Consider the following 24,722-nt stretch of genomic DNA (forward strand, 5'->3'; position numbering starts at 1 on the left):
ATGACTCATGAAGAAAAAATAAATCCCAAAGATTTTGAAATAGTAGGGATTTCTGAAGATCAAACTGATATTTTAAGTAATAAAACGGTATCGTTTTGGGGCGAAGTCTTTCATACTTTTAGTCGTAATAAACTAGCGATGTTTGGGGTTGGGTTATTAATTGTAGTGGCCTTAATGGCGATTTTTGTGCCAATGGTGTCATCATTTAGTTTTAGTCAACAAACCAAAAATTATAATATGCCACCCAATGCGACCCATTGGTTTGGTACTGATAACTTAGGGCGAGATATTTTTGTCCGGATTTGGGTTGGAGCACGTATTTCCTTATTTATTGGATTAGCAGCTGCTGCTATTGACTTAATTATCGGAGTATTATGGGGCTGTATTGCCGGGATTGTAGGTGGACGTGTCGATAATATTATGATGCGTATTGCTGATATTTTAACGGCTGTTCCTTATTTATTGATTGTTATTTTATTATTAGTTGTGATGGATAAGGGGTTAATGCCGATGATAGTGGCCCTTTCGATAACTGGTTGGGTACGAATGGCGCGCATTGTTCGTGGAGAAGTTTTATCTATCAAGAACCAGGAATATGTTTTAGCAGCTCGTACATTAGGGGCGAATACCACTCATTTAATACTAAAACATTTGATTCCAAATGCGATGGGAGCGATTATTGTCACGATGACACTATCGATTCCTTCAGCAATCTTTACGGAATCATTTCTTAGTTATTTAGGTCTTGGGGTGACGCCGCCAATGGCTAGTTGGGGAACGATGGCTTCAGAAGGAAATGAAGCCATTATGACGGCACCTTGGCGTTTGATATTTCCAGCATTATTAATATCATTAACAATTTTTGCATTTAATGCGGTCGGTGACGGTTTACGTGATGCACTCGATCCAAAACTTAGAAAGTAGAGGTGACTAATATGACGGAGAAATTATTACAAGTAAATGATTTGCGTATTAGTTTTAAAACTTTTGCGGGTCGTGTTCAAGCCGTTCGTGGAGTTAATTTTTCTTTAGAAAACGGAGAAACTTTAGCCATTGTAGGAGAATCAGGTTCAGGAAAATCCGTGGCTTGTAATGCGATTATGCGTTTGATTCCACAGCCGCCTGGACATTATGATGCAGGAGAAATTTTGTTTGATGGACAAGATTTATTGAAATTAACTGAAAATCAAATGAGCGATATCCGTGGGAAAGATATTGCGATGATTTTCCAAGATCCGATGACCGCTTTAAACCCAACAATGAAAGTTGGCAAACAAATTGCTGAAGTCATTTTACGACATAAAAAAAATATCTCTAAAGCACAAGCCAAAGCGCGTTCGATTGAGTTATTAAAAGAAGTCGGAATTCCATTTCCAGAGCGTCGTTATGAACAATACCCTCATGAATTTTCAGGTGGAATGAGACAACGGGTAGTCATCGCGATCGCCTTAGCAGCTGAACCTAAATTGTTAATTGCTGATGAACCTACTACGGCATTAGATGTAACGATTCAAGCACAAATATTAGAATTAATGAAAGAGATTCAACAAAAAAATGGCAATTCGATTATCTTTATTACGCATGACTTAGGTGTAGTGGCGAATGTTGCCGATAAGGTAGCGGTGATGTATGCGGGCCAAATTATAGAGTACGGTACCGTCAATGAAATTTTTTATAATCCTAAACATCCCTATACTTGGGGACTACTAGGTTCAATGCCTGATTTGGAAAATGATGATGCCCAAGAACTTTATACTATCCCAGGTTCGCCACCGAATTTAATAAATCCTCCTAAAGGGGATGCTTTTGCTCCACGTAATCGCTATGCAATGAGGATTGATTATGAAAAAGAGCCCCCAATGTTTAAAGTCAATGAGAACCATTTCGTTAAATCTTGGTTAATGGCTGAAGGGGCACCTAAAATCGAAGTACCAGAAATGATTCAGAAAAGAATTCAACGATACTTAAAAGAAGGAGGCGTTACAAATGAGTAAGAAAGTACTTTTAGAAGTAAAAGATTTCAAACAATATTTTGGAAACAGTCAACAACCGATTAAGGCCGTTGATGGTATTTCATTCGAAGTTTATGAAGGCGAAACACTAGGCCTTGTAGGAGAGTCTGGTTGTGGTAAATCTACAACGGGACGCTCGATAATTGGACTGTATGATATTACGGGGGGCACGATTACTTTCGACGGGAAAGTCGTCAGTGGTAAGCAAAGTGCTAAAGATAAAAAAGATTTGGCCCGTCAACTACAAATGATTTTCCAAGATCCTTATGCTTCCTTAAATCCGCGTATGACCGCTGGCGAAATTATTAGTGAAGGTTTTGATATTCATGGACTTTATAAAAACAAAGCTGAACGTCGTAATCGAATTGGCGAATTATTAGAAGCGGTAGGGTTAAATAAAGAACATCAAAATCGTTATGCTCATGAATTTTCAGGAGGTCAAAGACAACGTATTGGTATTGCGCGAGCTTTAGCGTTGCAACCCAAATTCATTATCGCGGATGAACCTATTTCAGCACTAGATGTTTCGATTCAAGCGCAAGTCGTTAACTTATTGAAAAAATTACAAAAAGAACGTCAATTAACCTATTTATTTATTGCCCATGATTTATCAATGGTAAAATATATTAGCGACCGAATTGCGGTGATGTATGCAGGAAAAATACTTGAAGTAGGGCCAGCTACTGAAATTTATCAAAATCCTATTCATCCTTATACGAAATCCTTATTATCAGCAGTTCCTCAACCAGATCCGATTAGTGAAAGTGTTCGTCAACGGGTTCCTTATCAGCATCAAGAACCGACTGGAGATGTAAGAAAATATGAAATATCCCCAGAACATTTTGTCTATGCAGACGCAGAACAATTGCAAGCGTGGACTAAATAAAGGTTGTTAACATCTTCTGTTTAGTGTTTTCAATCGACTTTTTCAAAGAGATTAAGTATAATTAAGATATACGAAAAAAGAAAGGTTGATGTACCATGCCATTTTTAATCATACTAGGAATTTTAGTTTTAATTGCCTTAGCTTGGGTTGGAATTTATAATAATTTAATTAAAACAAGAAACTGGGCTGAAGAAAGTTTTAGTCAAGTCGATGTGCAGTTACAACGACGCAATGACTTAATCCCTAATTTAGTCGAAACAGTCAAAGGATATGCGGCTCATGAAAAAGAAACTTTAGACTCCGTAATCAAAGCCCGTCAACAATTAATCGATGTCGCGAATGCGTCACCCGAACAAATTAATGCGGCCTCAAATGCTTTAACAGGTGCTTTGTCTCGTTTATTAGCAGTAGCCGAATCTTATCCGGATTTAAAGGCAAATACTAATTTCGTTGAATTGCAACGTAGCTTAACCGATACAGAAGATAAAATTGCTAAAGCTAGAATGTTATATAACTCTAGCATTAATCAATATAATACTAAGATTGAAACGATTCCTAACAATATCGTTGCGGGTGTTCATGGCTTTACTAAGAAAGTGTTCTTAGAAACACCAGAAGAAGCTCGTGTAGCACCAAAAGTAGAGTTTTAAAGCAAATCTTCAATTCCAATAATGGATGGATACCATGATGTTTTATTTTAGTGTGTCGATTTGGACCCCTAAAATAGGAGAGGTGAAAAGAGAACAAATTTCAAAATGAAGTTTGCCATCTTTCCTCTCCTTTTTTGTGTTAATTTAGTGATTTATTATTGAATTATACTTTAACTTTATAAAAAAAGAGAGTAGAATATAGGGTGATTGTATATTATGGTAAAAAACCAGAAGGGGGGCAAAAAATGAGAATTAATTTGTATGTACATTATGATTCGGTAACGAGTCATATCATGACACGGGGAATTAATTTGATGCCGACGGATTTTGATGCAAAATACGTACCCAATAATATGATATTGGCAGAAGCGCCTTCTAATTTTGGAAAATATGATGTGAGAACCAACTTTAAGATATTAAGAGGGAAACCAGAAGTTTTAGAATACTTGAATTATTGTCGCAAAGAAAAAGTGCGTGTGTCTAATTGGATGGATTTTGAAAGTGTCAGTATGATGCACCAATTAACTCCTAATGAGATTGCAGAAATATTATATTTATTCCATGCAAATCAAACCTTAAGATCAGCTTTTTTTTATAAATTACAAAATAATTATGCGTTTCTAACTTTGCCGAACGGCTTAATAAAAACCTATTATCGTTATTCCCAACATTTTAATTTGCGATTTCAAAGAGTGTTACAAGAGCAGATGCAAATTTTATTAAATGAAGGACGCTCTTTCTTTTTTAAGAAGAAAGAAATCGCTAAGCCGGTTCCGGAAGCCATTGTAGAACAAATAGCACCACTATTCACGAAAGGATTGAAAATTGACTTTGCTCAAGCCTATGATACGGCTGGCCAGTGGTTTGTACCGTTATTTATCATTGAAGATGAATTAACACTTTTAACTTCTAATCAAAGTCAGACGGATCAAGTCGGTCAATTGGTGTACAATTATCAAGAAAAAATTTGGCAAGTAGAACTTAATTCTAACTAGTCATGCATTTGGAGGAAAATATGAAAATAATTTTACTATATGGAGGTCAAAGTGCTGAACATGATATTTCAGTCATTTCAGCACACAATATTGCCCAACAAATTATGTATAACTATTACGACGTCCAACCTATTTTTATTCGACGTGATGGGGTTTGGATTAAAGGAGCCCCCCTAACTGAAGCGCCTAGCACTTCAGGCGAACTCATTTTAGAAGCCGCTGAAATAGCTCAATGGTCGCAAAAAGCTGATACGGCTTCAACAGGTATAGTGATTCAGCCAGGTTCAATTTATGAGGAAGACACCATTGTCTTTCCGGCGCTTCATGGACCAAATGGAGAAGATGGTACTATTCAAGGGTTTTTAGAAGTGTTAAACATGCCTTATGTTGGCGCAGGCGTCACAGCTAGTGCAGCTGGCATGGATAAAACAATTAGTAAGTATATTTTTAGCCAAGTAGGTATTCCGCAAGTACCATTTGAAGCATTTGACCGTCAAGCATGGCTCAATTCAAAGGATGAGCTGATTAATAAATGTGAAGGTAGCTTGCTATATCCAATGTTTGTCAAACCAGCCAATATGGGGTCAAGTGTAGGAATTAGTAAAGTTGAAAATGTTGAAGAATTAGCTAATGCGGTTGAATTAGCTTTAAAATACGATTTTAGAATTGTAGTTGAACAAGGAATTAATGCCGATGAAGTGGAAGTAGCGATTTTAGGTAATGCCGATGCTCATGTGAGTGTGGTCGGGAAACTAGTAAAAGAACAAAGTTTTTATGATTATGATAATAAATATTTAAACAATAGTGTTTCAATGCAAATTCCAGCTGAATTACCTGAAGCGGTTGCCGAAAAAATTCAAGAGTATGCTTTATTAGCGTATCGTGCAATTGACGGGCGTGGATTATCTCGTTGCGACTTTTTTGTAACGGCCAATAACGATATTTATATCAATGAAATTAATACCATGCCAGGTTTTACGCCATATAGTATGTATCCAGTGCTATGGCAAGGAACAGGACTAGGTACTCGTGACCTAGTTGAAGAGTTGATTCAGTTAGGGTTACGTCATTTTGAAGCAAAAAAAGCGTTGACTGCTGACAGATTTTAGTGGAGGTACAAGATGAAACCGATAAAATTAATGGACGTTGTAAAACACGTTCATGCGATTGATTACACAGCAAAAGATCGCACAATTTCGATTTCTAATGTCGAATTTGATTCTAGAAAAATTACCCCGGGATCATTATTTGTGCCATTGCAAGGAGCAACCGATGGTCATGATTATGTAGAAAAAGCGATTGAAATGGGTGCTGTAGCAACATTTTGGTCTAAAGAGGAATCGGCTGCGCCAAGTGATCGGATTGCGATTATTTTAGTAGATGATACATTAAAAGCATTACAGGATTTATCTCATTATTATCGTCAGGTCATCAATCCCATCGTGATTGGTATTACTGGTAGTAACGGGAAGACCACCACTAAAGATATGACCGCTTCAACATTATCAGCTAAATATCGAGTTCATAAAACGCAAGGAAATTACAATAATGAAATCGGTGTTCCGTATACTTTGCTAAAAATGCCAGAGGATACGCAAGTCTGTGTAACTGAAATGGGAATGAGTGGCTTTGGCGAGATTGAAGTGTTAAGCAAAATAGCAGAACCGAATATTGCGGCCATTACTTTAATTGGCGAAAGTCACTTAGAATTTTTAGGATCACGCAAAGGGATTGCCCAAGCTAAGATGGAAATTTTAAACGGGTTAAAACCGGATGGATTATTCGTCTATCCAGGCAATGAACCATTAATAAGCGAATTATTAGATGAAAAAGGGCTAACCATTCAAATCAGTAGCTTTGGTTTCGATAGTTCTTATGATGTTTATGCTTACGATTTAGTTGAGGAACAAAATAAAACGTTCTTTAAAACAAATGTCGATTCTAATATTGTGAGTACGATACCTGTTATTGGCGCTTATAATGTATCGAATGCGTTGATTGCTTTAACCATTGCCAAACATTTAGAAATCCCAATGGAACAAGCCATTTTTCAATTGGCTCAATTTGAATTAACGGCCCATCGTTTAGAATGGATTAAGACTTTAAATGGGGCAGATTTATTAAATGACGCCTATAATGCAAGTCCAACTTCAATGAAAGCCATTTTGAAAACTTTATCAACGGTTCCTGTGGAACATACTGGCCGTAAAATAGCGGTTTTAGGGGATGTTAGAGAGTTAGGTCCTGAAAGTGCTAATTTGCATCGAAGTATTAAAGAGGCGATTGATCCAGATAAGATTGCCCGTGTCTACTTATTTGGAACGGAAATGAAAGCTTTATATAATGAGTTAGTAACGGAGTATAGTCAAGAGTCATTATATTATGTTGAATCGGATCACGATGAGTTAATTGCATTATTACAACGTGATATTCAACCGGAAGATGTCGTGTTAGTTAAATCGAGTTTAGGGGTGGATTTATTAAAAGTCGTCACCGCTTTAACTGGCCACGAAACACATAATATGTTAAGAAAATAAAGAATTACATGGGAGTGGGCTAGAAGTTGATAATCAGACGACTTTCTATATGTCTAATCAGCCCGTTGCCCAGTGGAGTAATTATCCTCACATTAGTCTTTAAGACACTGCTTGATGCTAGTTAACCAATGCGCTTACTATTACCGAGCAATAGTTTGACTGAATGAATCAAGGATTGCCTTACCTCCGTATGAAAATTCCAATTTTTTACTCTGTTAAAAGCTAATTTTCTGAAAAGAAGAAGACATTACGGGCTTCTAAATAATGAATCATTACCTATTTGAATTAGTTTGTTTTCAAATTTTCAGCAGCTAAAACATAAATAGCTTGTTTATCAATCGTATTTGTGTTAATCTAAGCAATGGAAAGTTAACGATGTATCATTAAGTCAATCGTTCTATGGAAGTTTGACCCGCATGGCACCTAGCGCATTTTGCTATTTCTACGCCAAGCGGTTTTTTTATTTGTAACTTACCCACCATAACATCTCTTGCTCGATACAATAAAAGATAGGTATCACGGGTAAGCTATGTTAAATAAAAAGTCTTAAAGACAAGAAAAGGAAGAAGATATTGAAATTTTCAGAATTAAATTTATCACCATTATTAGTAACCTCACTTGAGGAGTTAGGTTTTGAAGAACCGACTCCGATTCAACAACAAGCAGTGCCTGTGGCTTTAGAAGGAAAAGACTTAATTGGTCAAGCTCAAACCGGAACTGGTAAAACAGCGGCTTTTGGTTTACCAATGTTGAATAAATTAAATAGTCAAACCCAATCGGTTCAAGGTTTAGTTATTGCACCGACGCGTGAATTAGCGATTCAAGTACAAGAAGAATTATTCCGTTTAGGCAAAGAGCAAAGAGCACGTGTCTATGTTGTTTATGGCGGAGCCCCAATTGGGAATCAAATTAATCGTTTAAAACGAAATGCCCCTCAAATAGTAGTTGGGACACCAGGACGTATTTTAGACTTGATCCGTCGTAAAGCTTTAAAATTAGATGAGTTACAAACATTAGTATTGGATGAAGCGGATGAAATGTTGAATATGGGCTTTATTGACGACATTCGTGCCATTATTGAGACGACCCCCGAAACGCGACAAACATTACTATTTTCTGCAACCATGCCAAAAGAAATTCGTCATTTAGCCGATCAATTCTTAAAAAATCCGGCACATATTAAAATTGAAACCAAACAAATTACCGCTGACTTAATTGAACAATTCTTTATTAAATGTCGTGATGATGAAAAGTTTGACGTGCTAACTCGTTTATTAGATGTACAATCACCAAAACAAGCGATTGTCTTCTGTCGTACTAAAAAACGTGTTGATGAAGTGGGACGGGGGTTATCTTTAAGAGGATTTAATGCGGAATTAATTCATGGTGATATTACGCAACAAAAACGTACCATGGTTATTAATCAGTTCCGTAATGGGGAAATCGAACTATTAGTAGCAACGGACGTGGCGGCACGTGGTTTAGATATTTCTGGAGTAACGCATGTCTATAACTACGATATCACCCAAGACCCTGAAAGTTATGTTCATCGTATCGGTCGTACCGGTCGTGCAGGGAATGAAGGTGCTTCGATTACTTTTGTAACGCAAAATGAGATGCCTTATTTAAGAACGATTGAAACATTAACTCGAAAATCAATGACACCAATGAAACCACCGACCGTCCAAGAGGCACAATGGGGACAAGTTCAACAGTTAATTGATCAAGTTAATGAAATTTTAGAAGAAGGTACTCCGCAACAATACCGTAACACCGCAAAATTATTATTAGAACATTACCAGGCCAATGACTTAGTCGCTGCATTATTAGGGTCGATTATTAACGATAATAGTAATATTGAAGTGCAAATCTCACCACAAAGACCATTACCAAATGCTCAGCATAAAAAAGGTTATAAATCGGGTAATAAAGGTCGTGGTGGTAGAAGAGATAATCGTCGTCGTGACGGTGGTAGTCGTCGCGATGGAGGTAAATATGGTGGAGAAAGCCGTGATGGCGGACGCAATCGTGACCGTCGTCAAGAACGTGACCAAGATTTTAAACGTAAAGATAAAAAGAAAAATCAAAAATTTGATAAAAACACACGTAGTAAAGACCAAGGTAAAAGCAACAAGTCTTCAAAAAAAGTGAATATCAATAAAGATTTTAAAATGATGAAAAAAGATTAAAATGGAGTTATTTTAAATGCGTCTAGGAACGGATATTGTGGAAATTGAAAGAATAGCAGCAGCGGTTGAACGTAATGCACAATTTCCAACTAAAATATTATCAGAAAAAGAATTAGCTTTATTTCGGGATATGAAAGAGCATCGTCAGTATGAGTTTTTGGCCGGTCGTTTCTGTGTGAAGGAGGCTTATGCAAAAGCATTAGGTACAGGTATTGGTAAAATAAAATTTACCGACATTGTTGTACTCCCCAATGAAATAGGGGCGCCTAAAGTGGTGGAAGGTCCGATAGTAGAAAGTGTAATTGTGTCGATTAGCCATTCAAAAGCCTATGCGACAGCGACTGTGGTCATTGATTTACCAGATTTTGTTATTAATTCACAAATAACATCTTTTCTCAATTAATTTTATTTAGTGTCCGTAATAACAGTGTGATTAAACCGTACATGCTCAATCGTAAGAGTAATGTACGGTTTTTTCTTTGTAGATGTCATTTTATGTTCTGGTTCTATCGTTGTTTAGGACCAAAGCGAGAGGGGAAGAGCTAATCCTAATCTAAGACATGCTAGCAATGAATAGGTTTTAAAGCCTAAACTTTAAAGGCGCACTGAAACGTCAATTGTTACTTTTTTTAATCATAATTTTCGTAGTAAGTGTTGATTGCCCATTCGTTTTTAGGAGGATGAACTATCGTTCGGAAGCTACTTTTTAAGCCAGCTTGAATATGTTACAATTATAACCATACTATGAAGAGGTGAAATCTATGTTTGAACCAAGTGAACATCGACCAACGGAAGCGATTGTCGATTTAAATGCAATCCAACATAATGTCCGATTAATGTTAGACCAATTAACACCGGAACAAAAACTATATGCAACAGTAAAAGCCAATGCCTATGGGCATGGTGCCGTCCCAGTGGCAAAAGCGGCGTTAGAAGCCGGAGCTAAGGGGTTGTTAGTGGCAACGGTGGATGAAGCAATTGAATTAAGAACGAATGGCCTGAGTCAAGTCCCGATTTTAGTGCTCGGCTTAACAGACCCACTTGGAATTGCTGAATTATTGCATTATAATATTACGATTACTGTTAGCGATAGTGATTTCTTTAGACTTGCTTATCAACAATTAGAAGCAACCAACCAATTATCGCTATTGGACTTATATCATTTGAAGTTCCATTTAGCTTTAGATACGGGCATGGGACGAATTGGGTTAAGAACCGTCGCTGAGGTTGAACAATTTATCGAGGATGTATCAGCATTCAAATGGGTTGAATGGGAAGGCGCATTTACTCATTTTGCTACTGCAGGAGGTGGACCGCAAGACTATATTGAGTATCAGTTTGAACAATGGCAACAATTAATTGCGGTGGTACCAGACACTGTGCCGCTTAAGCATTTCGCTAACACAGCGATGGGTATGTGGCATCCTTATGAACCTAAATCGGATATTATTCGTTTTGGGATTGGAATGTATGGCATTGATCCATTAGACCGTCCATTAGCGGAATTACCAGAGTTTGAACGTCAGTTACAACCGGCTTTACAATTAATTTCAGAAATTATTTATACTAAAAAAGTTCCGAAAGGACATTCTATTAGTTATGGCGCAACCTATACAACAACCACCGATGAATGGATTGCAACGGTTCCGATTGGTTATGCTGATGGATGGCTAAGACGCTATTCAGTGATTGAGGTGCTCGTCGGAGGGGTGGCTTGTCCGATTGTGGGGACGATTAATATGGATCAAATGATGATTCGTCTGCCGGAAGCATTACCGATTGGTACACCTGTAACCTTAATTGGTAAAGATGGACATTTAGAAAACCATGCAAGTGAATTAGCGCAAAAAGTTGACACCATTAGTTATGAAATATTCTGTGGCATTAGTAATCGAGTGCCAAGAATTTATTTAAAAGATTAGGAGGACGAGATGTTAGAAGTATTTTATCAAACAGTTGGTATAGCAAGTGAGAATACTTATGTCGTTGTAAATGAAAAGAAAGAAGCGCTAATTATCGATCCTGGTGCGGGTGCCCAAATGTTAATTCATTGGATAAAAAGTCATCATTGGCAACCGCAAGCCATCTTATTGACGCATTGTCATTTTGACCATATTGAATCAGTAGATGAATTGCGCGATGCATTTGGTATCGAAGCTTATGTTCATCATATCGAAGCAGATTACTTGTCCGATCCGAATTTAAATTTATCAGCTAATATGCCAGTGCAACCTGTAGCAGCACGTCCAGCTGAACATGTGTGGCAAGCGGAGGATATGAAGGAGCAACAAGTAGGAAGCTTTCATTTTAGAGTGGCTCATATTCCAGGCCATAGTCCAGGTCACGTTGTCTATATTTTTGAAAACCAAAAATTTGTGATTGCTGGCGATACTCTATTTCAAGGTAGTATTGGCCGTACCGATTTATATTTAGGAGACTATCATCACTTGATTAATGGAATTAAGACCCACTTATATTCATTACCAGATGATACGACGATTTATCCAGGCCATGGTCAAAGTACGACGATAAAATTTGAGAAAAGATTTAATCCTTATACCAATTAAAAAGATAAGCAGTCTGAGTTTTCATGATGAAACTTAGACTGCTTATTTATTATTTCATTTTATAATGTTTGGTTTTATATTGTTTTCGGTTCAAAAGTCGTTGTAAATCATTGAATTCGACGACGTCAAAACCACTCGGTAACACAAATAAAAATTTACTTTCGCTACCGTATTTTGTGTTCTCAAATGTTAGAGAGCTGATAATATGCGTATAGCGATTAATTAAGCGAATCAGTTTAGTTAACTCCCCAACTTGCCCTTTAGCAGTCACTTCTAAAACATATTTCGCATTATCGGATAACCATGCTTCTGCTAAAAAAGTCATCATATCCGTATGTTCGATAATCCCTACAAAAGTATTTTGATCAGATAAAACCGCGATTTGTGGTAAATCATTAATCACAAATAATAAGCGTAAGATACTGTCAGAAGTTCTAACGACTTTGGTTGTATTTTTTAGAAAATGCGTAACAGGTATCTTGCTTAAATCAGCTTGAGGATATCTAAATTTATGTTGATAAATATGATAACGATAAATATTGCCTCTAAAGATGGTGTTTGTGGCATCCAATACAGGTGCACAACGTAAACCGTTTGACTCGAGTAATTGAATCGCTTCTTGACAATTTAAAGATTCATTAATACATAGTAATCGATTTTTTGGAACAATTAATGATTCAATCACTTTGTAGCCTCCTTGATTAAGATTAACGTTTTATTCATCGCAACTGTTTTATAATAAAATAAATATTAAAAAAAGTAAAGTGTAATGAGAAAAATGATATAATTCTAATAAATTGATTATAACAAACTCGGCTCATTTTCTCAATTGTTTCTAATGAAAAATTAATCTTTAGGCTAAAAAGTAGAATAGTGTCATAGGATTATAATGAATGGTTTTCAATTAAATAATCAAGCAAACCCTGACAGCCTTGAAGAACATCTTGATAGGTCGTTTCAAAGTCGCCAGTATAATAGGGGTCCGCAATTTCGTCTTCGCGATTAGCATATTGTAATAGTAATTTGATTTCACCAGTAAAATCATTGCCAGCAAAGCGTTTAATGTTACCGATATTTTGTTGGTCCATTCCGATTAGATAATCGGCAGATAAGTCATTTTCTGCTAAAGGACGTGAATACATCCCGTTAACCGAAATATTTTCTTTTGCTAAACGCTCACGGGTTCCAGAATGAACAGGATTACCATGTTCCCATGAACTAGTCGCCGCAGAATCGATGATGATACGGTCAGATAAACCTTTTTCTTTAACTAAAGATGTAAAAACAGCTTCAGCCATCGGGGAACGACAAATATTGCCTAAACAAACAAAAATAACTTTAATCAAAACAATTCCTCCTTGTAATATATATATATATAGAAGGTCTTTAACGCCCTTCTCTTTTCATCAGTTTAACGAATCATTTGGTTGAAAGCAATAAAAGACTTTGTGCAACATTCAACATTTTTTGATGAATGATTGAAGCGATTCCATAAAAACGTTATAATGAGTTTGTATAAAAATTTGTAGGAGGCATGAGCCGATGATTATTGAGCAATTAAATAAAAAATTTAATGAACTATTTCAACATGAAGGTGGCAAAGCTTATTTTGCGCCGGGACGTATTAACTTAATTGGTGAGCATACTGATTATAATGGAGGACGTGTCTTTCCTTGTGCAATTACCAATGGTACTTACGCTGTGGCAGCAAAACGTGAAGATACAACCGTTAATTGCTATTCATTAAACTTTGAAGAAGTAGGGATTATTAGTTTTGACCTTAATGAGTTAGTCAATAAAAAAGAAGATAGTTGGACTAACTTTGTCAAAGGGATGATTAAGTATATGGCAGAGGCGGGCTATGCTATTGATAAAGGATTTGACATTGTCATTTATGGCAATATCCCTAATGGTTCTGGTTTGTCTTCTTCTTCTTCATTAGAACTTTTAATTGGGGTAACCATTCAAAATTTATTTGGATTTGAAATCGACCGGGTTGAATTAGTAAAAATTGGCCAAAGAGTTGAAAATCAATTTATTGGTGTTAATTCAGGAATTATGGATCAATTTGCAATTGGAATGGGCGCTAAAGACCACGCGATCTATTTAGATACCAATACTTTAGAATATGAATTAGTACCAGCAGAATTTGGTGAAAATATTGTTTTAATTATGAACACAAAAAAACGACGTGAATTAGTGGAATCCAACTATAACGAACGTCGTAGCCAATGTGAAGAAGCGCTAAGACGTCTCCAAACCCAATTGGATATTAAAGCGTTAGGAGAATTATCGATTGAAACTTTTGAAGCCAATCGTCATTTAATTGGTGATGAAGTATTGGAACGTCGTGCTAAACACGCAGTGTATGAAAACGAACGTACAAAATTAGCTAAAGCAGCCTTAACTTCAGGAGATTTAGTAGCATTTGGACAATTATTAAATCAATCTCATATCAGTTTACGTGACGATTATGAAGTTACGGGACTGGAGTTAGATACCTTGGTGCATACTGCTTGGGAACAACCGGGAGTATTAGGTGCACGGATGACCGGAGCAGGTATGGGCGGCTGTGCGATTGCTTTAGTGAACCGTAATCAAGTAGAGGCTGTTAAAGCAGCCGTACAGGCAGAATATGAAAAAACGGTTGGTTATTCAGCTGAATTTTATGTCGCTGAAGTTGGCGATGGTGCCAAAGCATTATAATCAATTAAAAGAGTAAGAAGAAAGGAGTTAATCTTTGTGAAAGTTGAAATTAAACCTTTTGGTCAATATGAAGGAATCGACTATTCAGAGATTTTTATTACCAATAAACAAGGAACGCAAATCAGCTTTTGTGATCTAGGGGCACGTATCAATCGTTGGGGCCTCCAAAATGATAAGGGAGAGTATGAGCAAATTATTTTAGGGCATCAAAATGCTCAAGAAGTGTTTGATTCAGGTAGTTATTATGGGGCAACAATTGGTCGTGTCGCCGGTCGGGTAGAATTAGGTCAGGCGGTTATTGATGGTCAGTTATATCAACTAGAAACTAACGACAAGGCGAACCATTTACATGGTGGTTATGATGGCTTTGATTTACAAAAGTTCAATTTTGATATTATTGAAGCAGCAGATAAAGTTCGTGTTGAGTTTTCACTGTATGATAAAGCTGGACATAATCAGTATCCAGGTAACTTAACGTTAAAAGTAACGTATACTTATAATGAACAAAATGAATGGACTATTGATTACCAAGCAACAACAGATGCACCGACTATCTTTAATCCGACAAATCATGTGTATTTTAATTTAAACGGGAATAATACTCAAAGTATAGAAAATCACTTATTACAAGTTCATAGTGATAAATATATGCCATTAAAAAATGACACGATACCTTTAGGACGATTAGAGCCTGTTGGTGATACGGTCTTTGACTTACGTGAAGCGGTCTTGATTGGTGACCGAGTTCATCAACCAGAACCTCAGTTTGATTATACGAAAGGCTTCGATCATCCATGGTTAATCGATAAAACTGTCGAAGGCCCACAAGCTATCATTCAATTACCAGCAAAGAATCGTCGTATTGAGATGACGACAACAGAAAATGCAGTGGTTATTTATACTCATGGCAACTTAACCAATATTAAGGAAATTTGGGGTCAGCCGTTGTTACCATTTGCAGGGGTCACTTTGGAAACACAAAACTTACCAAATGCTATTAATAATCCACTTCATGGTGATACCGTCTTAAGACCAGAAGATACTTTCACTAGTCGAACGGTTTATCGTTTAGTTACAGCGTAATATTAAAATAAACTGACTTAACGAGGTTGGGCAGACGAAGCGAAAATTATTTAATTTTCTACTTCTTTCCCACTCCCTGTTGAGTCGGTTTTTTAATATGTCATATAAATAAATATCTGGGTAAAAATTAGCTTTTGTAGTTTTATGATAGGAACTGAATTTTTATGTAAATTAAGCGTTTTGTCTCACCCTTATCGCAAGCCATCTTCAAATAGTGAAAGGAGCGAACGATTATTTTGCTCAAGGTTTTATAACCAAATTTCAACATTAGGTTTTTTAGTATTTAATAAAGACTTTTCGTGATATGGAATGGGTAATATTAATACAGAATCATCAATGGTTTCATCACTTAAAATACGGTACTGTGACGGACTATGCCCAAAATAATTTTTGAACATCTTGGAAAACTGAAACGTATCTCGATAACCTACTTGTTCAGAAATTTCACTAATTTTTAATTGGCTAGAACGTAGTAAACGACCTGCTTGCGCCATACGACTTTCAAGAAAAATTTGTTTCGGTGATAAATTAAAATATTTCTTACAAATTTGAAAGAGATAATTACGACTGATACCAAATTGTAAACCAACTTCTTCGATTGTGATAGGAAGATGATAATTCGTTTTTAAATAGTGCCTGATATTTTGAGCGAGTTGTGGTACTTCAGGTAAGGTAAATCTTATAAATGTTGACGGGGCGATTAATTCAAGATTGATTTCTGCTAATAAGTTGTAAAGTAGTCCGATTATTTTTAATTTATTCGAAGTCATTTGTGGATTAATCGTTTCGAGAAAAGTGATTAGCTCGATTATTTGATAATACACAGCACTGTCTTCTTTAAAATGAAAGGTGTCACGGTGTGTAATAATAGTATCTTTTAAATAATGATCAATATTTTTGCCACCTAGAGCAATCCAACCAATTAGAATTCACAAAATACTAAAAAGGAGTGAATTACTCGTGATAGCTTCCAATGCTCACGGGCAATTCACCCTTTTAATGAGGCCTATTTTTTCATGTTTTCTAATAATTCTTCGATGACAACCGCTACGCCATATTGATCATTACTAAAGGTCGTATGCGCAGCCATTTCTTTGATTTCTTCACTCGCATTCGCCATGGCATAACTATTAGGACAAAGTTGTAACATGGAACGGTCATTTAAAGAATCACCAATCGTGACGACATTATCCATCGTATAACCTTGTTTTTCAATATATTTAATAATGGCAAGACCTTTTTGAGCATCTTTATGCGTAATTTCAAGATTTCCTGGTCCTGATGAAGTGACATCGAGTTCAGGGAATTTTTCAAGGTAAAGACGAGTTTGATGCAATTTGTCATCATTTTCATTCATAATCATCATTTTTAAAACTGGGTTTTCTTTCGAAAAAGTAAATTCTGAAGCATCTTTGTTTTCCATTAAATTATCTTTAATCTGAGCCGCAGTTAAATCGTCAAAGTCAAAGCGTTTTTGTAAATTTTTAAAGGTGTTTTGGATATATTCATCACGGTTATAAAAATAGGTATAAGCTTCGGTATATATAGTATACAATAAGTCATGGTCATTTAAATAAGCGATGACGCTTTCGATTGTCTCTTGTTCTAGGGGACAATCATAGATGACGTTTCCGTCTTTGTCGTGCACTAATGCACCGTTTAAATTAATCATCGCGCAAGATATATTTTGAGCTTTTGTTAAGCGACTGGCAGATTGGTAGTCACGTCCAGTTGCTATCATAAATTCTACCCCGGCAGCTTGCAAATCGTGGATAGCTTTAGCGGTGCGGTCATTGATAGTATGTGTTTCGTCTAATAAAGTTCCGTCCATATCGGAAGCAAATAATTTGATCATCATCAAACCCCCAAAATTAATCTGCTATTAGTTTACCATGAACTAGGAAAAAGTGTTATAATATCGAATGAAAAGATGTAAGTTTATTGAAAAGTTGTGAAAGGAAGGAAAGCTGTTTTATGAAACCAATATTTTTAAAACCGGTATTGCAAGAGAAAATATGGGGTGGTAATAAATTAGGAATTTATTTTGATTTACCGATTCCTAGTAATCAAACTGGGGAAGGATGGATGATTAGTGGTCATCCAAACGGTGTTACAGAAGTAACGTCGCCAGCTGAGTTAAAAGGGCTACCTTTAGACCGTTTGTATAAAGAACACCCCGCATTGTTTGGCAATCCTAAAGAAGAAGTATTTCCTTTATTAACTAAAATCATTGATGCTTCGCAAGCCTTATCGGTACAAGTTCATCCAGATGACCAATATGCTGCGGCACATGAAGGAGCTGGCGAGTTAGGTAAAACGGAATGCTGGTATATTATTTCGGCGGCCCCTGGAGCTAAAATAGTGTATGGTCATACTGCTCAAACGAAAGAGGAATTTATCGAACAAGTTGAAAAAGATAATTGGGATGAACTATTGACCGAAGTGCCGGTTAAAGATGGTGATTTTTTCTATGTGCCACATGGTACCATTCATGCGATTGGTGCTGGTATTGTTATTTTAGAAATTCAACAAAGCTCAGATACTACTTATCGTGTCTATGATTATCATCGTACGGATGCAAACGGTCACGAGCGTGAATTACATTTACAACAGTCTTTCGATGTGACGATGATTCCGCATCAAACGCCAGAATTAGAAATTACTATCGATGGCAATCAAGAGGGGCAAGTGGTGCACTATTTAACCAATGAGTATTTTAGTGTTTACAAGTGGGACTTGAAAAAAGAGCTAGTGGTTGATTTACCTAAGAACTATTATTTGGCAACAGTCATTACCGGTGAAGGTGAAATGGAAGTCGATGGAACTGTGTATCCACTTAAATTAGCCGATTCATTTATTTTACCAACAGATATTCAATCAGTGACTCTACGTGGTGATTTAGAAATAATGGTAGCCAATCCAGAATAAAGGAAGCAAGCAATGTCTAATCAATATTTTGAAAATAATGAGCATTTGGATCACAATGTCAGAACGATTCAATTTCAATGGTTAAATTTCCCTTTAACCTTTAAAACCGATAGTGGCGTTTTCTCTAAAAATCAAGTCGATTATGGATCTAAAGTGTTATTAGAAGCGGTTGTGGAAGATTTATCTTCGCCGTTAATGGGGCCGATAGTTGAATTAGGGAGTGGGTATGGGCCGATTGCTATCAGTTTAGCTAAAAGTTATCCTACTATTGAGGTGATTGGGGTTGAAATTAATCAACGAGCGCAATTACTTTCACAGGAAAACGCTGAACTTAATCGTGTGTTGAATTGTAGTTTTATTCATCATGATGCGACAACTGTCACATTAGAAAAATCAGCTCAGGTTGTTGTAACAAATCCGCCAATTAGAGCAGGAAAAGCGGTTATTCAAGCGTTTGTTAAGCAAGCACACCAAATATTACAAGCAAACGGAACCCTTTATGTCGTGATTCAGAAGAAACAAGGTGCCCCTTCGATGGCTAAATATATGGAAACATTGTTTAACAATGTTGAAAAAATTACCCATGATAAAGGGTATTGGATTTTAAAGAGCGTAAAATAGAAACAGGAACGTGTATTACAGGATGATACTATCCCCGATGATAAAAAAGGGACTGAACCACAGGGTGCTTCTCCTCACTTAACTGAAAGTGTAGCTAAGTGAGGAAATCCGAGTGATCAGTTCCTTTTTGATGTTTTTAATGGTTCTATAAATTTTAGAGGTTGGGCAAAAGCTTTTTTAAATTCTGTTCAGGTATATCTATTTAATTCAAAGCGCAGTGGTTGAGTGGCCTCAACCTGCGTCTTAACGAGGTTAAAAATAAATTTGGTAAACTCAATCAAGTTATTGTTATTAAATTAAAAGCGCAGTAGTTGAGTGGCCTCAAACTGCGTCTTTCGACTTGTTTGAGGCCTACTCAACTGTGCGGGGGTGAACAGACGAAGCGAAAATCATTCATTTTCTACTTCTGGTTCACTCCCAACTGTGCGGGGGTGGGCAGACGAAGCGAAAACCATACGATTTTCTACTTCTTGCCCACTCCCGTTTTTATGTACAAAAAGTCCGTGATTAAGCGTCAAATTTCATATATTTAAAATTGTTAATTTCTTTGTCATCCTCACGAGTCATCTTGGTATCAATGATATTGATAATAACTTCTAAAGTGATACTCACTCTGGCATCAAGTAAATGTCCTCCGATTGTAGAATAATCACTTCTACCAAGAACCGTATGCAAGTGAAGATGCGGCTCTCCATTATTTTGAGTAATGTTTCCATTCATCGATAAAACTTCAAATGCTTCTTCAAAATCAACGGTTTTATAGTTTTGTAAATTTAAAAAAAAATAATTAAGTTGTGCCAAATCAACTGCTCCAATGGCACTAACGAATCCAGTTTGAATCGCTTCTTTTTTCGCCACTTCTTTCAAGCTATCCATCACATAATCGCCTCGGTCAAGGCGGACAATAATTTTTGAGTCAAAACGTTGGTATTCCATATTTTAGCCTCCTTCAATTGATAACTCTATTATAACAAAAGATAAACTAATGTACTATTAATGTCGTTGTAGACTAGAATTTAATTCGTATAAATGATACCGATAATGTACCTGTTTTGAATAATGTAGTTATCAATGAACTAAAAGTCGAATCAACAATATTTTTTGAGTTTGATTGAAAAAGCTAAATCTAAGTGGAACATATTCTAGTTTTGCGACGTTTGAAAAATGTGGTTATTGTGAGCAGGTCTTAACAGTTTTAAATACAAATAGAGGTAAACCAGTATTGTCTGTTACAGAATTAGTGTATAATAAAATAAAGAGTATGAGGTGATGATTGGTGAGAATCGCAATTGTAGACGACCATAAGGAATTTAGAGAAAGGTTAGTGAGATATATCGAAGATAATGCCGCTAACTTAGAAATACCAGTGGATATTACTTGTTTTGCAGATGGGATTGAATTGGTTGATCGTTTTCTATCGAGTTTTGACATTATTTATTTAGATGTTGAAATGGAATTTATGGTATGTTGTTCATGTTTCTAGTCAAAGCCTTTATACTTTCTGAATTTTTAGCATCGATCGTATGGCAAATATATGTAACCTTTATTTTAGAAACAAGATTGGCTAACAATCTATTCGTTGAGTGTCTCAATTTTATTGGTATTGTTGCACTTATTTTAGCTATAATATTTTTTTAGGACCATAAGATTAATTATGTAAGTTTAAAAAATGCCGTTAACCGCAAAATTGTTATTATGTTTATTATGACCGGTATTTTAATATTTTTAGCTAGCAATATCGGTTTTTTACTCACTAAAACTGCTTATCGCTTAGGAAATTCTTATTCCGTCTTTTTTGTCAGAACGGTTGTTAATATCTCTGGTATTTGCCTATTATACATGCAACAATATCAATTAATCGATCAAAATCGTCGACGTGAATTGGATGCGATTCAGAATTTGTTTCAATCGCAATATCATCAATATAAAGCTTATGCAGAGAATACGAATTATATAAACCGGAAAGCCCATGATTTAAAGCATCAAATACAAGTGATTTTAGCGGAAAATGATGTTGAAGTTCGCCGTCGTTATTTATCAGATTTGAACGATGTGATTCAAAGTTTGAATCATAAAATTGAAACGGGTAATGGTGTTTTGGATACGATTTTGACACGAAAAAATATGTATTGTCAAGAACACGATATTAGTCTTACTTGTATTGCTAATGGTGCTTTACCTCATAATATGGAAATTATGGATATCTGTAGACTATTTGGAAATGCATTAGATAATGCGATTGAGCACGTGGAGAAAATTCCTGAAACAGAGAAAAGATTAGTGACTCTTAAGTTACAAAATCGCGGAAAAATGGTAATATTAAGAGTAAACAATTATTGTATCGATGACCAATTGAACTTAATGGTTATACCCGAGACCTCAAAAAAAGGATAAGGAAAATCATGGTTATGGTCTTAAGAATATTGATTTTATCGCTAAAAAATATGGTGGTAGTATGACGCTAGAGTTAGAAGACAACTGGTTTAGTTTGTGTGTAATGTTCCCAATTGTTTAGGAATCAAAAGGAGTGAGTTGTTTGAAACGTTTAACAAAAGTTTGGATTACTTTATGGTTAGCGCTATTGGTAATATTTCCTAGTTTAGTCAGTGCGCAAGAGGTAGACTTTAACATTATTAGCGAAAAAATACATGCCCAGATTAGCTCAGACGGCAGTGTGCGTTTTAGAGAAGAGTATGTTTATGATGTTGATTATATGAATGGTGCGTTGTTTCAAATTGATCGTACAGGATATGAGTTAAAAGATTATCAAGTGGGTGTCAAAGATAATCAAACACAAGAGGATGAAATATTTGAAGAGACACCGACCGGTGCTAGTGAAACTTATCAAGTATCACAAGCCAGTGATATTTATGAATTTAAAGTTTACTATCCTGCCCAAAATGAAAAAGTAACCTTTGTTTTAGAATATACTTTAACCGATTTGGTGACCAATTTCAGTGATACGGCAGAATTTAACCGTAAAATTGTGGGTCGAGGCATTGATGATTATTTAGATGTTGAAGCTTTGATTGTTTTACCTGGAAAGGTAGCGAACCAAGAAGATTTTAGAGCTTGGGGCCATGGTGCACCTCAAGGAGAGGTAGAGTTGGTCGAATATGAAGGAAAAAGTGCCATTAAAGTGACGGTGCCAAACAACCCACCGAAACAATTTGTGGAAGTGAATTCTATTTTCCCGATTGCGTTAACACCAAATAATCAAAACAAACGAGAAGTCGCGAAAAAAGATGAAATTATCGAGCGAGAGAACGATCAAGTCGAACGAGATCGTGAATCTTATGCGACTCAATTAGGTTGGATTCGACTTTTTGGAATGTTAATATCGATTCTGATGCCGGCTTTACCAATAGGGTTGTTAATTTATTATTTGAATAAAAAGAAAACTCTCAATCCCAATCCGATAAAGCTGCCGGATCATATCTATACTTTACCTGAAGATATAACACCAGCATTAATGACGACATCCGTCTTTAAAGGAACACCAGGCACAGAAGACTTTACAGCTACAATTGTGGATTTAGCTAGAAAAGGATATTTAGTTCTTACTGAAGTTACCAAAGAAAGACGTGGTCTGTTTTCAAGAGGCGACCAATCAACCGTTTTAATTGAACCAGGTGAAAAATATGGCGATGATAGCCAATTGCAAAAACATGAAAAGTACGCTTTAAAGTATGTAATGCCAACGAAGCAACCGGTGACGCTACAAGAGTTAGAAGAATCTGCCTCAAAGGATCGTAGCTTAGCTAAGAAAAACTATAATCTTTGGACCCGATTTATCAATTTCACCCAAGTAAGAGGGATGCAACTAAAAGGCAATAACAAAGAGCAGAAGATAGCGTCGGCAAATGGCGTCATGGGGTTGGTTTTTATCCCAATTTTTGTGGTAATTGCCATTAGTCTGATTAATCATACAGCGTATCAACATTTTATCCCTTGGATTGCGATCATTGGAGGAGCTAGTTGGATTGCGACATTAATTATATTGTTAATTGTATTGTTTAAACCAATCCGGACAGCTGACCAGGATCGTCGTATCAAAGAGTGGACTGGATTTAAAAATATGTTGAATGATATTGGTAATTTTAATATGCGAGAAATTGGTTCGCTTGAGCTTTGGGAAGAGTTTTTGGTTTATGCTATTTCTTTAGGTGTCGCTGATAAAGTAGTTGAAGCCATGAAGATGGAGTTTAAACCAGTTGAATTAGAACAAATGCGTGTAGGAGGAGGATTCTATTCTAATCCATATATCTTAACACGTGGGATGAATCAATCCATTAGTAATACAATAGGAAGTGCTCAACCACGAACAACCAAATATAGTGGCACCAATACCGGTGGATTTGGTGGTGGATTTAGTGGTGGAAGTTCTGGTGGATCTGGTGGTGGATCAGGAGCTGGAGGCTTCTAAAGATGTTAGAAAGTGATGATAGAGTGTTAGAAACAAAAGATGAAAGATTGCGCTTTGCTATTTTAGCGAGTGGGAGTAGTGGTAATTGTACATATGTCGAAACAGATAACCAAAGAATTCTGATCGATGCAGGACTCAGTGGGAAGAAAATTCATGAGTTAATTAAGCAAATTGATCGCGATTTATCCAAGGTGGATGCTATTTTAGTAACCCATGAGCACAAAGACCATATCCATGGAGTCGGCGTTTTATCACGAAAATACAATATTCCTATTTATGCTAACCGTCAAACATGGTTGGCGATGGAAAAACAAATTGGTGCAATTGCACTAGAGAATAGAAAATATATTGAACCCGAACAAATGATGTCAATGGGTGATATTGATGTATTAAGTTACAATGTCAGCCACGATGCTGCTCAGCCGCAATTTTATGCCTTTCAAAAAGGTGATAAACAATTTGTCATGTTGACGGATACGGGGTATGTAAGTAATCGACTTAAAAGTCAATTGCGCAATGCAAGTGCTTATTTAATAGAAAGTAATCATGAAATCGAGATGCTCCGCTATGGACAATACCCTTGGTCATTAAAGCAACGAATATTAAGTGATAAAGGCCATTTAAGTAATGAAGCGGGCACTAATGCCATGATTGAAATGATTGGCGATCAAACTAAAGAAATCTATTTGGGTCATTTGAGCCGTGACAATAATACTAAAGAACTAGCGATGTCCACAATGTTCAATTCGATGTCAGCTAAAGATATGCGAGTGAATGAAGATTTTACTCTCCATATGACCGATCCAGTCCAATCAACAAAATTAATGTATTTATAAAAAAGCTCTACTAAGGATTAGGAAACCTAATGATTTACTTGTGTTATCCTTGAAGGTGGCTAAAAACATATTTTTTAAGTAAGTCAAAAAGCTAAAGTTTAAAAGGTTGAGTAAATAACGATTATCGTTTAAGCTCAGCCTTATTTTAATAATATTAGTAAGATTATCAACTACTCTCTGTTAAAACAGAGAGTTTGTCCTAAACATGGTGGTTGTACAAACGATGTCATATCTCCAACCGTTTAAAGACACTAAGGGATGGTTGACTGGCACCCCATCAATAAGC

General features: G+C 36.2%; 25 protein-coding genes. 20 read left to right on the forward strand and 5 right to left on the reverse strand.

Annotation, left to right across the window (positions count from 1 at the left end):
• The 11 genes from B5D12_RS03605 to B5D12_RS03655 all read left to right on the forward strand — a co-directional run bounded on the left by B5D12_RS03605 (position 1) and on the right by B5D12_RS03655 (position 11,836).
• The gene (locus B5D12_RS03605; RefSeq protein ID WP_078755521.1) at positions 1 to 924 is read left to right on the forward strand and encodes an ABC transporter permease; all 924 of its coding nucleotides are present in this window, start codon (positions 1 to 3) and stop codon (positions 922 to 924) included.
• Positions 925 to 935: 11 nt separating this feature from the next.
• A complete protein-coding gene (locus tag B5D12_RS03610) occupies positions 936 to 1,994 on the forward strand; it encodes an ABC transporter ATP-binding protein (RefSeq protein ID WP_078755522.1) in 1,059 nt (352 codons plus the stop codon).
• Complete coding sequence (locus B5D12_RS03615) at positions 1,987 to 2,898, forward strand: ABC transporter ATP-binding protein (protein WP_078755523.1); 912 nt, start codon at positions 1,987 to 1,989, stop codon at positions 2,896 to 2,898. Before B5D12_RS03610 ends, B5D12_RS03615 begins: the two co-directional genes overlap by 8 nt.
• 95 nt (positions 2,899 to 2,993) lie before the next feature.
• Positions 2,994 to 3,548, forward strand: coding sequence for a LemA family protein (locus tag B5D12_RS03620; protein WP_071408057.1), 555 nt, complete (start codon positions 2,994 to 2,996; stop codon positions 3,546 to 3,548).
• Between the two features lie 245 nt (positions 3,549 to 3,793).
• Positions 3,794 to 4,543, forward strand: coding sequence for a hypothetical protein (locus B5D12_RS03625; protein ID WP_078755524.1), 750 nt, complete (start codon positions 3,794 to 3,796; stop codon positions 4,541 to 4,543).
• 20 nt (positions 4,544 to 4,563) lie between these two features.
• Positions 4,564 to 5,652 carry a D-alanine--D-alanine ligase family protein gene (locus B5D12_RS03630; protein WP_078755525.1) on the forward strand — a complete coding sequence of 363 codons (1,089 nt, stop codon included), beginning with the start codon at positions 4,564 to 4,566 and terminating at the stop codon, positions 5,650 to 5,652.
• 12 nt (positions 5,653 to 5,664) lie between these two features.
• Positions 5,665 to 7,080 (forward strand): UDP-N-acetylmuramoyl-tripeptide--D-alanyl-D-alanine ligase, encoded by a 1,416-nt coding sequence (locus tag B5D12_RS03635; RefSeq protein WP_078755526.1) that lies wholly within the window; start codon positions 5,665 to 5,667, stop codon positions 7,078 to 7,080.
• 572 nt (positions 7,081 to 7,652) lie between these two features.
• On the forward strand, positions 7,653 to 9,269 hold the full coding sequence (locus B5D12_RS03640; protein ID WP_078755527.1) for a degradosome RNA helicase CshA: 1,617 nt from the start codon (positions 7,653 to 7,655) through the stop codon (positions 9,267 to 9,269).
• Positions 9,270 to 9,285: 16 nt separating this feature from the next.
• Positions 9,286 to 9,672: a holo-ACP synthase gene (acpS, locus tag B5D12_RS03645; RefSeq protein WP_078755528.1), complete on the forward strand. Its 387-nt coding sequence runs from the start codon at positions 9,286 to 9,288 to the stop codon at positions 9,670 to 9,672.
• A gap of 358 nt (positions 9,673 to 10,030) precedes the next feature.
• Positions 10,031 to 11,191, forward strand: a complete 1,161-nt coding sequence (alr, locus tag B5D12_RS03650) for an alanine racemase (RefSeq protein WP_078755529.1) — start codon at positions 10,031 to 10,033, stop codon at positions 11,189 to 11,191.
• A 9-nt stretch (positions 11,192 to 11,200) separates the two neighbouring features.
• The gene (locus B5D12_RS03655) at positions 11,201 to 11,836 is read left to right on the forward strand and encodes an MBL fold metallo-hydrolase (protein WP_078755530.1); all 636 of its coding nucleotides are present in this window, start codon (positions 11,201 to 11,203) and stop codon (positions 11,834 to 11,836) included.
• Between the two features lie 49 nt (positions 11,837 to 11,885).
• Here the strand turns inward: B5D12_RS03655 and cbpA are convergent, their stop codons facing one another.
• Together cbpA and B5D12_RS03665 are read right to left on the reverse strand one after the other, a co-directional pair.
• On the reverse strand, positions 11,886 to 12,521 hold the full coding sequence (gene cbpA, locus B5D12_RS03660; RefSeq protein ID WP_078755531.1) for a cyclic di-AMP binding protein CbpA: 636 nt from the start codon (positions 12,519 to 12,521) through the stop codon (positions 11,886 to 11,888).
• Positions 12,522 to 12,720: 199 nt separating this feature from the next.
• Entirely contained in the window at positions 12,721 to 13,182 is a 462-nt protein-coding gene (locus tag B5D12_RS03665; RefSeq protein ID WP_078755532.1) for a low molecular weight protein-tyrosine-phosphatase, read from the reverse strand.
• 196 nt (positions 13,183 to 13,378) lie between these two features.
• Between B5D12_RS03665 and B5D12_RS03670 the strand changes: the two genes are divergently transcribed.
• Positions 13,379 to 14,542, forward strand: a complete 1,164-nt coding sequence (locus tag B5D12_RS03670) for a galactokinase (RefSeq protein WP_078755533.1) — start codon at positions 13,379 to 13,381, stop codon at positions 14,540 to 14,542.
• A 36-nt stretch (positions 14,543 to 14,578) separates the two neighbouring features.
• On the forward strand, positions 14,579 to 15,625 hold the full coding sequence (locus tag B5D12_RS03675; protein WP_159443848.1) for an aldose epimerase family protein: 1,047 nt from the start codon (positions 14,579 to 14,581) through the stop codon (positions 15,623 to 15,625).
• Positions 15,626 to 15,873: 248 nt separating this feature from the next.
• Here the strand turns inward: B5D12_RS03675 and B5D12_RS03680 are convergent, their stop codons facing one another.
• Complete coding sequence (locus tag B5D12_RS03680; RefSeq protein ID WP_078755535.1) at positions 15,874 to 16,449, reverse strand: helix-turn-helix transcriptional regulator; 576 nt, start codon at positions 16,447 to 16,449, stop codon at positions 15,874 to 15,876.
• Between the two features lie 182 nt (positions 16,450 to 16,631).
• Positions 16,632 to 17,480 (reverse strand): Cof-type HAD-IIB family hydrolase, encoded by an 849-nt coding sequence (locus tag B5D12_RS03685; protein ID WP_159443849.1) that lies wholly within the window; start codon positions 17,478 to 17,480, stop codon positions 16,632 to 16,634.
• A gap of 119 nt (positions 17,481 to 17,599) precedes the next feature.
• On the opposite strand from B5D12_RS03685, the gene manA reads away from it, so the two are divergent.
• The gene (manA, locus tag B5D12_RS03690) at positions 17,600 to 18,553 is read left to right on the forward strand and encodes a mannose-6-phosphate isomerase, class I (protein WP_078755537.1); all 954 of its coding nucleotides are present in this window, start codon (positions 17,600 to 17,602) and stop codon (positions 18,551 to 18,553) included.
• Positions 18,554 to 18,565: 12 nt separating this feature from the next.
• Complete coding sequence (locus B5D12_RS03695) at positions 18,566 to 19,174, forward strand: class I SAM-dependent methyltransferase (protein ID WP_078755538.1); 609 nt, start codon at positions 18,566 to 18,568, stop codon at positions 19,172 to 19,174.
• 507 nt (positions 19,175 to 19,681) lie between these two features.
• Here B5D12_RS03695 and B5D12_RS03700 read toward each other — a convergent pair.
• Positions 19,682 to 20,110 carry a PPC domain-containing DNA-binding protein gene (locus B5D12_RS03700; RefSeq protein WP_078755539.1) on the reverse strand — a complete coding sequence of 143 codons (429 nt, stop codon included), beginning with the start codon at positions 20,108 to 20,110 and terminating at the stop codon, positions 19,682 to 19,684.
• Between the two features lie 337 nt (positions 20,111 to 20,447).
• Between B5D12_RS03700 and B5D12_RS03705 the strand changes: the two genes are divergently transcribed.
• From B5D12_RS03705 to B5D12_RS03725, 5 genes are all read left to right on the forward strand, one after another.
• The gene (locus B5D12_RS03705; protein WP_078755540.1) at positions 20,448 to 20,657 is read left to right on the forward strand and encodes a hypothetical protein; all 210 of its coding nucleotides are present in this window, start codon (positions 20,448 to 20,450) and stop codon (positions 20,655 to 20,657) included.
• A 221-nt stretch (positions 20,658 to 20,878) separates the two neighbouring features.
• Positions 20,879 to 21,568: a GHKL domain-containing protein gene (locus tag B5D12_RS03710; RefSeq protein WP_159443850.1), complete on the forward strand. Its 690-nt coding sequence runs from the start codon at positions 20,879 to 20,881 to the stop codon at positions 21,566 to 21,568.
• A gap of 37 nt (positions 21,569 to 21,605) precedes the next feature.
• On the forward strand, positions 21,606 to 21,689 hold the full coding sequence (locus B5D12_RS10610; RefSeq protein ID WP_407645206.1) for an ATP-binding protein: 84 nt from the start codon (positions 21,606 to 21,608) through the stop codon (positions 21,687 to 21,689).
• A gap of 21 nt (positions 21,690 to 21,710) precedes the next feature.
• A complete protein-coding gene (locus B5D12_RS03720) occupies positions 21,711 to 23,600 on the forward strand; it encodes a DUF2207 domain-containing protein (protein WP_159443851.1) in 1,890 nt (629 codons plus the stop codon).
• Positions 23,601 to 23,602: 2 nt separating this feature from the next.
• Positions 23,603 to 24,436, forward strand: a complete 834-nt coding sequence (locus B5D12_RS03725) for an MBL fold metallo-hydrolase (RefSeq protein WP_078755543.1) — start codon at positions 23,603 to 23,605, stop codon at positions 24,434 to 24,436.
• Positions 24,437 to 24,722: the final 286 nt, after the last annotated feature.

Source organism: Globicatella sulfidifaciens DSM 15739, from assembly GCF_900167405.1.
In the GTDB taxonomy this organism is placed as follows: Bacteria; Bacillota; Bacilli; order Lactobacillales; family Aerococcaceae; genus Globicatella; species Globicatella sulfidifaciens.

Bases quoted from the DNA above. Each gene is read 5' to 3' on its own strand.
- B5D12_RS03605 (WP_078755521.1), top strand. From the start codon at position 1: ATGACTCATGAAGAAAAAATAAATCCCAAAGATTTTGAAATAGTAGGG.
- B5D12_RS03610 (WP_078755522.1), top strand. From the start codon at position 936: ATGACGGAGAAATTATTACAAGTAAATGATTTGCGTATTAGTTTTAAA.
- B5D12_RS03615 (WP_078755523.1), top strand. From the start codon at position 1,987: ATGAGTAAGAAAGTACTTTTAGAAGTAAAAGATTTCAAACAATATTTT.
- B5D12_RS03620 (WP_071408057.1), top strand. From the start codon at position 2,994: ATGCCATTTTTAATCATACTAGGAATTTTAGTTTTAATTGCCTTAGCT.
- B5D12_RS03625 (WP_078755524.1), top strand. From the start codon at position 3,794: ATGAGAATTAATTTGTATGTACATTATGATTCGGTAACGAGTCATATC.
- B5D12_RS03630 (WP_078755525.1), top strand. From the start codon at position 4,564: ATGAAAATAATTTTACTATATGGAGGTCAAAGTGCTGAACATGATATT.
- B5D12_RS03635 (WP_078755526.1), top strand. From the start codon at position 5,665: ATGAAACCGATAAAATTAATGGACGTTGTAAAACACGTTCATGCGATT.
- acpS (WP_078755528.1), top strand. From the start codon at position 9,286: ATGCGTCTAGGAACGGATATTGTGGAAATTGAAAGAATAGCAGCAGCG.
- alr (WP_078755529.1), top strand. From the start codon at position 10,031: ATGTTTGAACCAAGTGAACATCGACCAACGGAAGCGATTGTCGATTTA.
- B5D12_RS03655 (WP_078755530.1), top strand. From the start codon at position 11,201: ATGTTAGAAGTATTTTATCAAACAGTTGGTATAGCAAGTGAGAATACT.
- B5D12_RS03670 (WP_078755533.1), top strand. From the start codon at position 13,379: ATGATTATTGAGCAATTAAATAAAAAATTTAATGAACTATTTCAACAT.
- B5D12_RS03685 (WP_159443849.1), bottom strand. From the start codon at position 17,480: ATGATCAAATTATTTGCTTCCGATATGGACGGAACTTTATTAGACGAA.
- manA (WP_078755537.1), top strand. From the start codon at position 17,600: ATGAAACCAATATTTTTAAAACCGGTATTGCAAGAGAAAATATGGGGT.
- B5D12_RS03695 (WP_078755538.1), top strand. From the start codon at position 18,566: ATGTCTAATCAATATTTTGAAAATAATGAGCATTTGGATCACAATGTC.
- B5D12_RS03700 (WP_078755539.1), bottom strand. From the start codon at position 20,110: ATGGAATACCAACGTTTTGACTCAAAAATTATTGTCCGCCTTGACCGA.
- B5D12_RS03710 (WP_159443850.1), top strand. From the start codon at position 20,879: ATGACCGGTATTTTAATATTTTTAGCTAGCAATATCGGTTTTTTACTC.
- B5D12_RS03725 (WP_078755543.1), top strand. From the start codon at position 23,603: ATGTTAGAAAGTGATGATAGAGTGTTAGAAACAAAAGATGAAAGATTG.